The 12,292-nt window shown below is 70.2% G+C and carries 12 protein-coding genes; 7 read left to right on the top strand and 5 right to left on the bottom strand.

Features of this window, described 5'->3' with window-relative positions; genetic code table 11:
* Positions 1 to 187: 187 nt before the first annotated feature.
* The 3 genes from QMO76_RS02095 to QMO76_RS02105 form a co-directional block, all read right to left on the bottom strand.
* Positions 188 to 646 (bottom strand): VOC family protein, encoded by a 459-nt coding sequence (locus QMO76_RS02095; RefSeq protein ID WP_306359410.1) that lies wholly within the window; start codon positions 644 to 646, stop codon positions 188 to 190.
* Between the two features lie 232 nt (positions 647 to 878).
* Positions 879 to 1,589 carry a hypothetical protein gene (locus QMO76_RS02100; protein WP_306359411.1) on the bottom strand — a complete coding sequence of 237 codons (711 nt, stop codon included), beginning with the start codon at positions 1,587 to 1,589 and terminating at the stop codon, positions 879 to 881.
* On the bottom strand, positions 1,586 to 2,476 hold the full coding sequence (locus QMO76_RS02105) for a hypothetical protein (RefSeq protein WP_306359412.1): 891 nt from the start codon (positions 2,474 to 2,476) through the stop codon (positions 1,586 to 1,588). The genes QMO76_RS02100 and QMO76_RS02105 overlap by 4 nt, the downstream gene beginning before the upstream one ends.
* A gap of 704 nt (positions 2,477 to 3,180) precedes the next feature.
* On the opposite strand from QMO76_RS02105, the gene lspA reads away from it, so the two are divergent.
* The 5 genes from lspA (at position 3,181) to QMO76_RS02130 (ending at position 7,122) form a co-directional block, all read left to right on the top strand.
* On the top strand, positions 3,181 to 3,879 hold the full coding sequence (gene lspA / locus QMO76_RS02110) for a signal peptidase II (protein ID WP_372341884.1): 699 nt from the start codon (positions 3,181 to 3,183) through the stop codon (positions 3,877 to 3,879).
* Positions 3,876 to 4,802 carry an RluA family pseudouridine synthase gene (locus QMO76_RS02115; RefSeq protein ID WP_306359413.1) on the top strand — a complete coding sequence of 309 codons (927 nt, stop codon included), beginning with the start codon at positions 3,876 to 3,878 and terminating at the stop codon, positions 4,800 to 4,802. The genes lspA and QMO76_RS02115 overlap by 4 nt, the downstream gene beginning before the upstream one ends.
* A 15-nt stretch (positions 4,803 to 4,817) precedes the next feature.
* Entirely contained in the window at positions 4,818 to 5,510 is a 693-nt protein-coding gene (locus QMO76_RS02120) for a hypothetical protein (RefSeq protein ID WP_306359414.1), read from the top strand.
* 207 nt (positions 5,511 to 5,717) lie between these two features.
* Positions 5,718 to 6,128 (top strand): hypothetical protein, encoded by a 411-nt coding sequence (locus QMO76_RS02125; RefSeq protein WP_306359415.1) that lies wholly within the window; start codon positions 5,718 to 5,720, stop codon positions 6,126 to 6,128.
* 82 nt (positions 6,129 to 6,210) lie between these two features.
* Positions 6,211 to 7,122 (top strand): ADP-ribosylglycohydrolase family protein, encoded by a 912-nt coding sequence (locus tag QMO76_RS02130; RefSeq protein WP_306359416.1) that lies wholly within the window; start codon positions 6,211 to 6,213, stop codon positions 7,120 to 7,122.
* 7 nt (positions 7,123 to 7,129) lie between these two features.
* On the opposite strand, the gene QMO76_RS02135 is transcribed toward QMO76_RS02130, so the two are convergent.
* Together QMO76_RS02135 and QMO76_RS02140 are read right to left on the bottom strand one after the other, a co-directional pair.
* Entirely contained in the window at positions 7,130 to 7,960 is an 831-nt protein-coding gene (locus QMO76_RS02135) for a PhzF family phenazine biosynthesis protein (protein ID WP_306359417.1), read from the bottom strand.
* 120 nt (positions 7,961 to 8,080) lie between these two features.
* A complete protein-coding gene (locus QMO76_RS02140; protein ID WP_306359418.1) occupies positions 8,081 to 10,561 on the bottom strand; it encodes an HAD-IC family P-type ATPase in 2,481 nt (826 codons plus the stop codon).
* Between the two features lie 289 nt (positions 10,562 to 10,850).
* On the opposite strand from QMO76_RS02140, the gene rarD reads away from it, so the two are divergent.
* Positions 10,851 to 11,759, top strand: a complete 909-nt coding sequence (gene rarD / locus QMO76_RS02145; RefSeq protein ID WP_306359658.1) for an EamA family transporter RarD — start codon at positions 10,851 to 10,853, stop codon at positions 11,757 to 11,759.
* Positions 11,760 to 11,881: 122 nt separating this feature from the next.
* Positions 11,882 to 12,286 carry a VOC family protein gene (locus QMO76_RS02150; RefSeq protein ID WP_306359659.1) on the top strand — a complete coding sequence of 135 codons (405 nt, stop codon included), beginning with the start codon at positions 11,882 to 11,884 and terminating at the stop codon, positions 12,284 to 12,286.
* Positions 12,287 to 12,292: the final 6 nt, after the last annotated feature.

Consider the following 12,292-nt stretch of genomic DNA (forward strand, 5'->3'; position numbering starts at 1 on the left):
CACCACCGCCGCGCCGCCGCGTCAGGTCGTCCGCCGCCGTCACGTTGTCCGCCGCGTCACGACGGCACACTCGCCGCGGCGGTTGCGGCGGCGACTGCTGGCGTGGCGGCGACTGCTGGCGGTGGCGGCTGACTTGGCGGTAGCGGCTGGCGCGGCGGTCGGCCGTTCGGTGGGTGGCAGCCGGGGGTCAGCCCAGCGCGGCCATGCGCTTCTCCATTTCCTCCGGGCTGACGTCTTCTACATGGGTGGACACCGTCCACCGGTGACCCCAGGGGTCCTCGAACATGGCGGTGCGGTCACCGTAGAACTGGGTTTCGGGGGCCTGGAGTTCCTTGGCGCCGGCCGCCAGGGCGGCGGCGTGCGCGGCATCGGCGTCCTCGACGTAGGTGTAGAGGTTGACCGGGGTGCCGCCTACCGCCTTCGGATCGAGGAAGCCCATATCCGGGGCCGGATCGCCGATCATGACGACCGAATCGCCGAACATCAGTTCGCAGTGGGCGACCTTGCCCTCCGGACCCGGCATACGGAAGCGTTCGGCCGCGCCGAACACCCGCTTGTAGAAGTCGATGGCCTGGGCCGCGCCGTCGATGGCGAGTGCGGGGGAGACCACCGGGTAGCCCTCGGGAATGGGTGTGACATCGGACATCGGAATACCTCCGATCGATGGTGGGTGTGACAGCCCGACTGTAGGCCGGGGCACCGACAGACCGGCGGCGGTATGCGCGGTCCCGCGCGAGGTTCGCCCTGCGTATCGGGGTGGTCGCCCGCTCGCGGACTGTCAAGGCGGGTTGTCCGGCCGGGCTGCGCGGCCGGGTTGTGCGACCGGGCTGCGTGGCCGGGTTGTGCGACCGGGTTGTGTGGCCGGGTTGTGCGTGGGGTCAGGGCCCGGCGATTCCCCGTATGGCGTTCACCTGGGCGGCGGTCAGCTCACCGAGTCGCCGCGGATCGGGCTCCTCGGGGCCGCTCAACGCCACCTGCACCACGGTGGTGCCGACCAGCGTCACGCTGACCGCGGAGTACAGGGTGAGCCCTTCGCTGGTGGTGTCGACCCGGAAGGCGGTGGAGGCGTCCCCGGCCGCCGGCTGGTCCAGCCCGCCCACCCGGAAATGCACGTCGGCGTCCCCGGAATCGGCGGCGGAGTACCGCACGCACTCCCGAAGCAGTGCTTGTGCGTCCGAGAATGCCTGTGCCGCAGCGTTGTTCGCGTAGGCGGCGGCATCGATGTCGACGCTGGTGAAATTCGGCCCGCCGAAGGACGCGGCGGCACGCGACACCGCGCCCGGCGTCTGGTCGGCAATGGGCGCGAGCACCTTCGCGCACTGCGGGGGATCGGTGTCGCCGAACGCGGCGCTCTCGTCCGGTTCCGGATCGGGCAGGGCGGCGAAACCGGCGGGCAGCCGGTCGACGCCGAGCAGATCGGCGCGCAGCGCGGCCGCGTCGGGAACGGGGGCGTCGGACGGTATCGACGGTGGTGACACCGTCGGTCCCAGTGCGGGTAGGGCGGGATCGGAATCGTCGGAGCCGCACGCGGACACGGCCAGCCCCGCGACGGCCGCGGCCAGGACCGCCGTCACCGTCCGTCCGATCATTCGCCCCACTGCACTTCGGTGCTCAGCGTCTGCCGCAGTGTCACCGAGCTGCGCGGATCCTTGTAGGTCTGATTGCCGCCCACCGTGATCGCGCCCGATACCGGCAGCGGCTTGGTCAGATCCACGGTGATCACGCCCGACCCGTGCATGAGGTAGTCGACGATATCGAGGGTTCCGGCATTGTTGGGCAGTTCCCACTCCGACACCTTCGGCGTCTGGGTGACCTCGAGCGCGATGGTGAGCAGATCGCCCGCCCGATCGGTCAGGGTCGCCGTGGTCACCTGGTCGAGCGGCACACTGCCCGAAACCCGCTGGCGCACCGTCCACACCGCGCCGACGCCCACCGGGGTCTGCGGGAAGGCGATGGACTGGTACACCGCCTGGTAGAACGCCTGCTCCAGGGCGGCGCGGGCCGGATCGGAGGTGGCCGTATTGGGTGTCAGCCGCAGCGCGGTGATGGCCCCGTACTCGCTCATCTCCAGACCCGCGCGCGAACCGTCGGCGGGCCGCAGTGCCTTGGCCAGCATCGGATCGCTGGAGGTGACATTGCCGAGCACCAGTTCGCAGCCCTGCTCATCGGTCAGCGCGGTGAGCGGAATGGTGACCGCGGGCGGGGAGAAGTCGCGCACCGCCTGATCATTGATCTGCTGCTCGATGTGATGGTCGGTGCGCAACGTCACCTCCTGGGTGATGCCGGTCGGGAGGCTGCGCGACAGCATGCCGCGCGGGCTCTCCCCGGCATCGACGACGGTGGTCAGCACCGCCGCGATGGGCACCGTGACCTCCTTGCCGATTCCGGCCGGTTCCGCACCCTCGACATCGACGGTGGCCTCCGAGCGATTGCTGCACCCGACACCGAACGCCGAGAAGGCGACGGCGATCACCACCAGCAGCACGCTGGGGCGAGCGGATCGGATCGCGGACCGCGGTCGGCCGGAGGGTCCGGCGCAGCGTGCGGTGGCGGTCGCCGAGCAAGAGGGAGAAGACAACACCGTCACGTCGAACAGGGTACGGCGCGATCCTGATAATCAGCTGGGTTGCCGGGGCCGGGTCTCCACCTGGTTCTCAGGCGATGCACGGGTGCGGGCCCCGTCAGCGCGTGCGGTGACGGCGTTTTCCGGCCGCCTGGCGCGGTACACCCGCTGGCCGGGCTCCCGGTCGCGCCGGACGGGCGCTTGCCCGGGTCGAGTGGGCGGCCGTCCGCGCGCCGCTGTCGGTATTCCCGATCCTCGGGCGTGTCCGCATTGGTCCGCTCGGTCGCGTTCGCCCGGTTGTTCCCACGGGCGCGCGCTCCGCGTGCCGCGTGACATGGTGAGCGACGAGGCCGCGATCGGCATAAGGGATGATGTCAGGCGTGAGTATCGACCGGCCGCGCGACACCGGCGCAGACCAATCCCCACCCCCGCCCGGCGGTCCCGCCGTGGGCGAGGACACGCCCGACACCCCGGCCGATGCGCGGAACGCGCGGTCGGCGGGTGATTCCGTGGCCTCCGGCGCAGCGCCGGAACGCGGTGCGGCCGAGACCGGTGCGGCCGAGCCGCCCGCCGAGGCGGGTTCGGGTGCGGACACCACCGCGGGTTCGGATGCCGGGATGCACGCGGATGCTGCCGCGGCCACGCATGCTGCCGCAGGTTCGGAGGCCGCGGCAGGTTCGGAGGGTGCGGCAGGTTCGGATACCGCGGCGAGCTCGGATACCGCGGCGGGTTCGGAGGCCGCGGCAGGTTCGGGGGCCGTGGCGGGTTCGGCGGGCTCGGATACCGCGAGTCGGCCGCTGCGGTTGCGGACCCTGCTGATCATCGCCGCCGTCCTGCTCTGCCTGGATCTGCTGACGAAGGTCATCGCGGTGGCGACCCTGACGCCCGGCCAGCCCGTCTACCTCATCGGTGACTGGCTGCGATTCAGCCTGGTGCGCAATCCGGGCGCGGCCTTCTCCATGGCGACCAGCATGACCTGGCTGCTGACCCTGGTGGCGGCCGCCGTGGTGGTCGGCGTCATCCGTATCGGCCGCACGCTGCGGTCGCTGTGGTGGGCGATCGGGCTCGGCATGGTGCTCGGCGGAGCGTTGGGCAACCTCGTCGATCGGCTCTTCCGCGCGCCCGGACCGTTGCAGGGCCATGTGGTGGACTACCTGGCCGTGGGCTGGTGGCCGGTCTTCAATGTCGCCGACTCCGCCATCGTATGCGGTGCGATCCTGCTGGTGGTGCTGACGGTGTTCGGTTTCGAGCCGGACGGCACCCGTGCGCACCGGCAGTCGGCCGAGGAGAACACCGCCGAGGAGAAGACGGTATGAGGGAGACCCGCAGCATGCCGGTGCCCGACGGGCTCGACGGTATGCGCGTCGACGCCGGGCTGTCGCGGCTGCTGGGGCTGTCACGCACGGCGGTGGCGGCACTGGCCGAGGACGGTTCGGTGCAGCTCGACGGGGTGGCGGCCGGGAAGTCGGATCGGTTGACGGCGGGGGCCTGGCTGGAGGTCGAATTCCCGGAACCCAAGCGGGAACTCACCGTGGAGGCCACCCCGGTGGAGGGGATGAAGATCCTCTACGCCGATGACGACATCGTGGCGGTGGACAAGCCGGTGGGCGTGGCCGCGCACACCGGGGTGGGCTGGTCCGGGCCGACCGTGGTGGGCGGGCTGGCCGCCATGGGCTACCGCATCTCCACCTCCGGGGCGCACGAACGCCAGGGCATCGTGCACCGGCTCGACGTCGGCACCTCCGGGGTGATGGTGGTGGCGCAGTCCGAGCACGCCTACACCCAGCTCAAGCGCGCGTTCAAGTACCGCACCGTGGACAAGCGCTATCACGCGCTGGTGCAGGGGCATCCGGATCCCTCCAGCGGCACCATCGACGCGCCGATCGGGCGGGCGCGCGGCAACGACTGGAAGTTCGCGGTGACCGCCGACGGCCGTCCGAGTGTCACCCACTACGACACCGTCGAGGCGTTCCAGGCCGCCAGCCTGCTCGACATCCACCTGGAAACCGGTCGCACCCATCAGATTCGCGTGCACTTCTCGGCCGTCCGGCATCCCTGCTGCGGAGATCTCACCTACGGCGCGGATCCGCGCCTGGCCGAACGCCTGGGTCTGGAACGCCAATGGCTGCACGCCCGCCAGCTCGGCTTCAACCATCCGGCCGACGGTCGCTGGATCGAGATCACCAGCGAGTACCCCGCCGACCTCGAACACGCCCTGGATGTGCTGCGCAATGCCTAGCGCGGCAGCGAAGGCATGACCTCCCGGCCCGCGCGCGACGGCGGCACTGGATCTGGCGTCCGGGCCGGAATCGTGGTCGGCGGTGCGGTTTTCGTGGTGCTCGTGCTGGTGCTGGGGTGGGCGCAGCCGCCGGTGCGGTCGGTGGTGACCACCGACCGTTTGGGGCCCGACCATGGTGAGCGGGTGTCGGACTACTTGGATCGTGCCCGAGAGTCCTTGCGCGGCACTGATTCCGATCCGCGCTGGGCGCTGGTCTCGTTCGCCGCGCCCATTCCCGCCGAGCGGATTCCGGCCTACACCGGCGGTCTGCGTGTCGCGCAGGTGCTGCTGCACGTCGACATCCCCCGCGTGTACACGCCGGTCACCGCCATCACGGTCCCGTCCGGCGACGCCCCCGCCGTCGCGTCCGCGCGCTCCGCCGCCGCTCTACTTCGTTCCGACGCCGACACCAGCCCCGACTCCCGCTCCGCCGCGGTCCTACGCGTCGCCGCCGCCCGCCTCGCCGCCGGATGCGCCTGCGTGGTGGGCTTGAATATCCGCGGCACCCTCGACCAACTGCGAAATCTAGCCGCCCGCACCGATATCCGCGCGGTCGAGTCGCTGCCCGTCGACGCGGGCGGTGGCACCTACGCCCTCGTCCCCCTGCTGCCGCGCCACCGCGATTACGTCGTCTCCGGCCCCGACGACGGCCCGGTCCCCGGGAACTGACCGGAGGTCCATCCGGTCCGCGTCGCCACCGGTATCGCGCGGCGGTGGGCCTGCGGTACGTATTGTCCCGTCGTGCGTGGGTGCCGCTTGTCCCGCTGTGCTGCCGACCGGACCCGCGCGGTGTCGCCACCCGTGTCCTGCTCCCGCCTGGTACATGTCGCGGAAGCCGCGCGGGTGGCGGACTAGCATCTGCGCGGGAGGTAGCGTATGAGAGTTCAGGGCAACCCGTATCCACCGCCGGGGGTGCCGGTCACGGTGGTGACGTCCGAGCCGATTCGCCTGCGTCACGGCAGCGCGCCGATGCTGGTCGAGTTCGCGCCCGGTCTGCGGTTCGGGCTGCGGCCGGGCGAGAATCGGATTATGTTGCCCACCGGTTGTTTTCGCGCGCAGCTGTGGTCGCAGTACGCGTTCTGGTCGGTCGGCCGGGCGGCGCTCGACATCGACACCTCGCGCGGTCCGGTGTGGTTCTACTATGCCGCCCCGCACACCATCTACAGCGCCGGTGCCGCCGATTTCCGGGTGTGCACACGGCCCGGCGCGGCCGTGTACGCGGCGATCATCGCTGCCGCCGTGCTGATCCCGCTCACCGTCGTGCTGGTCGCGCTGCTGCTGCGCTGAGCGCCGGGCACCGGGCCGGGCGGTGACGGATCGCTGTGACACAGTGGGGGTTGCACTCGGATTCGCCAGTGGAGGTTGGGGTATGGATTTGACCGCGCGGCAGGCCGATCGGGCGGCGGGGGTGTTGCTGGGGACGGCGGCGGGGGACGCGTTGGGGGCCGGATACGAGTTCACCCATCCGGGGCCGGATGTGGTCGTGCACATGAAGGGCGGCGGGGCGTTCCGGTGGGAGCCGGGGGAGTGGACCGACGACACCGCCATGGCGGTCGCGGTGGCCCGCGCGGCGGCCGCGGCCGGGAATCTGCACGAGGAGGCCGGACTCGACGCCGTCGCGGCGGAATTCGTGGCCTGGTGGGACGCGCGGCCCAAGGACATCGGGAATCAGACGCGGGCGGTGCTCGAATGGCGGGACGGCAATGCCCGCGATATGCGCGCTCGCGCACACACCCTGGAAGGGCTGAAGGCGGGTAACGGGTCGCTCATGCGGACCGCGCCGGTGGCGCTGGCCTATCTCGACGATGCCGAGAACTGCGCGCTGGCGGCACGTTCGGTGTCCTCGCTCACCCACTACGACCCGCACGCCATGGACGCGTGCACACTCTGGACGCTGGCCGTCCGGCACGCGGTGCTGCACGGCAGCTACGACGGTGTGCGCGAGGCGTTGTCGGCGGTCGACGCCGACTTCTGGGGGCCGCTGTTGGACAAGGCCGAACACGGCACCCCGGCGGACTTCGCCAAGAACGGCTGGGTGGTGCACGCCCTGCAAACCGCGTGGTGGGCCATTACCCACGACGAAACACTTCCTGGCGCATTGGAATTGGCGGTGCGCGCGGGTGGCGACACCGACACCACCGCCGCCATCGCGGGCGGCCTGCTCGGCGCGCGCCACGGCGCCTCCGCCATTCCGGAGCGGTGGCGCACCGTCCTGCACGGATATCCGGGGTATACCGCCGCCGATCTGCTGACCCTGACCGAACGCGTCGTCGCGCGCTGAGTCGGCGTCAATCCGGCAGGCGCACAACCCCGTCCAGATAGCGGCGGCACCGGCCGGTGAGCCGCACCCGGTCGCCGGTGAGTGTGCAGCCCAGGCTGCCGCCCCGGGGCGAGAGCTGCCGGGCGGTGAGGGCGGTGCGGCCCAGTTCGGCACTCCAGATCGGGGTGAGCTGGGCGTGCGCCGAACCGGTGACCGGATCCTCGGGCACACCGACCCCGGGTGCGAAGAAGCGGGAGACGAAGTCGACCGATTCCCCGGCGGCGGTGACGATCACCCCGCGGTGCAGGCTGGGGAAGGCCGCGAAGTTCGGATTCGCGTCACGCACCTCGAGTTCCGAGGTGACCATGAGCACGATATCGGTGCCGTCCAGTGCGCGGATGGGCCGCACCCCGACGGCCTTGGCCAGTGCGCGCGGGATCTCCGCCGTCAGATCCAGTTCCCGGGAGGCGACGGCGGGCAGGTCCATGACGAGTCCGCCGTCGGCGGCGCGGTCCACCCGCAGCCATCCGCTGCGGGTGTAGAAGTGCACGCGGTCGGAGCCGGGATGCATATCCTCCAGGATCTGCGCGGCCGTCGCGAGCGTGGCGTGCCCGCACAGGTCCACCTCCACCGCGGGAGTGAACCAGCGCAGGTGGAACGCGGGCGCGTTGTCGGGCGCGGCCCCGGCCTCGGGCGGTAGCGCCGAGGTGTAGAAGGCGGTTTCGGCGAGGTTGTTCTCCTCGGCGAGCCGCTGCAGCAGGTCGTCCGGCAGCCACGACAGCAGCGGCATGACCGCGGCCGGATTGCCGGAGAAGGGGGCGTCGACGAACGCGTCGATCTGATGCAGGAGAACCTCCATGCCGCCCAAAGTACCCCGCGAATTCAATGACGACCTGGCACAAGGTCGTTCACGGCGAGCCGGACCATGCGACCAGTTCGTGGGGCGGTCGCCGCGAATACCGCCCCCGCTCAGCCCTTCTCAGACCTCCTCACCCGGTGCGGCGGGCAGCAGCGGATGCGCCTCGCCGCGCAGTCGCGCACTGACCCACCAGGCCAGCTCCACCAGCACGATGCCGATCCCGCCGAGTACGAACGCCGTCGTGGTCAGCGTGACGTTGGACGGGTCGAGTTTGAAGAACTCCCGTGTGAACGGGACCGAGAACAGCACCAGGTAGCCGGTGATGGAGCCGCCGATGAGCAGCACCTTCCACCACACCCACGGCCGCGCCACGATGGCCAGCACCCAGACCGCGATGATCAGCAGGGTGATGAGCGCGGTCGTGCCCGCCTGCACCTTCTCGGTCTCGCTCGCGTCGGGACCCTCGTAGGCCAGCAGATAGGCGATGAAGGTCATGACGCCGATCACCACGCCGGACGGAATTGCCAGGCGCATCACGCGTCCCACGAATCCGGTGCGGGCCCGCTCGTTGTTCGGCGCGAGCGAGAGGATGAACGCGGGGATGCCGATGGTGAACCAGGCCGCGATCGTCACATGCCGCGGCAGGAACGGGTAGCCGATGGATTCGTAGTCGAAGATCTGCGAGCCGACCCCCGCGATGCCGATGAGGAAGGCCAGCACCACCGAGTACACGGTCTTGGTGAGGAACAGATTCGACACGCGCTCGATATTGCCGATCACCCGGCGGCCCTCGCCCACCACGTACGGCAGGGTGGCGAACTTGTTGTCCAGCAATACGATCTGCGCCACCGCGCGGGTGGCCGGGCTGCCCGCGCCCATGGCCACGCCGATATCGGAATCCTTCAGCGCCAGTACGTCGTTCACGCCGTCACCGGTCATGGCGACGGTGTGCCCGCGCGATTGCAGCGCGGACACCATGGCGCGCTTCTGATCCGGGCGCACGCGGCCGAAGGTGGTCTGCTGCTCGAGCACGTCGGCGAGCCGGTCGCGGTCCTCGGGCAGTTTGCGGGCGTCCACGGCGTGCTCACCGCCGGTCAGCCCCAGCGAGGACGCCACCGCGCCCACCGAGACCGCGTTGTCGCCGGAGATCACCTTGATGTCGACCTGCTGGGAGGCGAAGTAGTCCAGGGTGTCCCGCGCGTCGGGGCGCACCTTCTGCTCGAGCACCACCAGCGCCGCCGCGGTGACCTCGCCGGGCGCGTCGGCGGCGTCCACCGGCCGGTCACTGCGTGCCAGCAGCAGCACGCGCAGGCCCTGTGCGCCGATTTCCTGTGCGGTGGCGGCGATTTCCGATTCCGGGTCGAGCAGCACATCGGGCGCGCCGAGCAGCCAGTTGCCGTGCTCGCCGTAGGAGAAGCCGCTCCACTTCTTGGCCGAGGAGAACGGGGCGACCCCGGTGGGCCGCCAGCCGGGGGTGTCCGGCAGCGCCTCCTTGATGGCCAGCACGCTGGCATTGGGCCGCGGATCGTCGGCGGCCATGGCCGCCAGCACCCGCTTCAGCTCGTCGTCGCCGTTGCCGGCGGCACCGTTGGCGGCGGCGCCGTCGCCCGCGACACTCGGGCTCGCGCCGACCGGCCGGATCTCGGCCAGGCGCATACCGTTCTCGGTGAGCGTGCCGGTCTTGTCCGCGCACACCACGTCCACGCGCGCCAGACCTTCGATGGCGGGCAGCTCCTGCACCAGGCATTTGCGCCGCCCCAGCCGCACCACGCCCACCGCGAAGGCGATGGAGGTCATCAGCACCAGGCCCTCGGGCACCATGGGCACCAGGGCCGCCACCATGCCGTTGACCGCGGGCCGCCACGACTCCCCGCTGGAGACCAGCTGGTTGTAGATGGACAGCAGACCCGCCGGGATCAACAGGTAGGTGATGACTTTCAGAATGGTGTTGATGCCGTTGCGCAGTTCGGAGTTCACCAGCGTGAACTTGCTGGCCTCCTCGGCGAGCTTGGCGGCGTAGGCGTCCTTGCCGACCTTGGTGGCCCGGTACGCCCCGCTGCCGGACACCACGAAGCTGCCGGACATGACCGGCGCGCCGACCGTCTTGTCGATGGGGTCGGCCTCACCGGTCAGCAGCGATTCGTCGACCTCGAGCAGTTCGGATTCGACCACCTCGCCGTCCACCACGATCTGGTCGCCGGGCCCGAGTTCGATGATGTCGTCGAGCACCACCTCCTGCGGCGCGACCTCGGCGGCGGCGCCGTCGCGGCGCACCACCGGTTTGGCCTGACCGACGATGGCCAGATTGTCCAGGGTCTTCTTGGCCCGGACCTCCTGGATGATGCCGACCGCGCTGTTGGCCACGATGAGCAGGCCGAACATGCCGTCGATGATCGAGCCGGTCGCCATCACCAGGATGAACAGCACGCCCAGGATGGCGTTGATGCGGGTGAAGACGTTGGCCCGCACGATATCGCGCACCGAACGACTGGCGCGCTCGGGCACGTCATTGGTCAAACCGTCCCGGCGGCGCTGCTCGACCTCTGCGGAGGTGAGACCCGGCGCGGGAGGGCTCTTGGGAGCCTGCGCGGTGATGGACATGCCGACAAGCCTAGAACGCCCGGGAGAATTTGCCGGTGCACGTTGGTCCACCAGCGCGTGCACGCGGGAATCGACGGCTTCCGGTGCGCGTGACGACCTCCGTTCGTCGTGCCGCCGCGTGATCGCCGCGGAGTGCGGTCGTCGTGCCGGGGCCGCCCGGTCGCGGTTGCGCCGGTTCCTATAATCCGGATGATCCGAGGTCGTTGCTCAGGCTAACGTTGAGCAAGTGGCGAGCGGACAGGTATCGGAACCGGGTTCGGGCGCCGACGCGCTCGGGGCGAACCCCGAGGTGACGGCGGTCGAGACCGTTCCAGCGGCGCGTACCGCACGCGGTCGGGATCTCGGTGTCTTCTTCGGTGGCGGTGCGTATCTGTGCTGGGGGCTGTTCCCGGCCTTCTTCGGTCTGCTCGCCTTCGCCGGACCGGTGGAGGTGCTGGCCGAGCGGATCCTGTGGACGCTGGTGGTTTCGCTCACCCTGCTGGCGCTCGCGGGACGCCTGCGCGAACTGCGCACGATCAGCGCGCGCACCTGGCGCATGGCCGCGGCCGCGTCGGCTGCCATCTCGCTCAACTGGGGCGTCTACGTCGGCGGCGTGCTCTCCGGGCACGTGGTGGAGTGCGCCCTCGGCTACTTCATCAATCCGCTGGTGACGGTCGCGTTCGGGGTGGTGATCTTCCGGGAGCGGCTGCGGCCCGCGCAGTGGGTGGCGCTCGGGCTCGGTGCGGCGGCCGTGGTGGTGCTGACCGTGGACTACGGGCGGCCGCCCTGGATCGCGCTCGTACTCGCCTGCTCCTTCGCCACCTACGGTCTGGTCAAGAAGGTGATCCGGCTGGAGCCGCTGCCGGGACTGGCGGCCGAGGGACTGGTCGCCGCGCCGTTCGCGCTGACCGCGGTGATCGTGCTCGGAGTGACCGGACAGGCCGCCATCGGATCGAGCGTCCCGAACACCGCGCTGCTCATGGCCACCGGTCCGGTGACCCTGGTGCCGCTGCTGCTGTTCGCCCTGGCGGCGCAGCGGGTTCCGCTGTCCACCATGGGAATCCTGCAGTACATCACGCCGGGACTCCAGCTGGCCTGGGGCGTGTTCGTGGTGCACGAGGACATGCCGCCGTCGCGCTGGGCCGGTTTCGCGCTCATCTGGGTGGCGCTGGCGATCTTCACCGGCGACGCGGTGCGGCGTTCTCGCCGGGCCGCGTGAGCGGGCGCGGACACTTGAACGGGCCGATGTCATTGCGTTAACTTGGGACTCGTGGCGGTGCTCCCGTTGGTCGACTCGTACCGGCCCGGGGTCGGGACCGTCACGAGTACAGGAGAAATCCACTGACTGTTCAGTTCAATCACACCGTCGTCGTGTGCGACGACAATCGTGTCTCCGCCGAATTCTGGGCGGACATCATGGGTCTGGATGTGGGAGCGGAATGGGGACCGTTCGTCCCGGTCACCATCGCGCACGGCGTCACCTTCGACTTCGCCAACGCGCCTCCCGATCTTCCGGGCGGGATTCAACCGCAGCATTACGCCTTTCTGGTCTCGGAGGCCGAATTCGACGCGGCCTACGAGAAGATCCGGCGCTACCGGCTCACCTACTGGGCCGATCCGCACGGTGAGCGGGAAGGCGAGATCAATCACAATGACGGCGGTCGCGGGATCTATTTCCAGGATTTGAACGGCCACTTCATGGAGTTGATCACCGTGCCGTACGGCGGTTGGCCGGACCGGCGATAACCACGG

The organism is Nocardia sp. CC227C (genome assembly GCF_030767025.1).
GTDB lineage: Bacteria > Actinomycetota > Actinomycetes > Mycobacteriales > Mycobacteriaceae > Nocardia.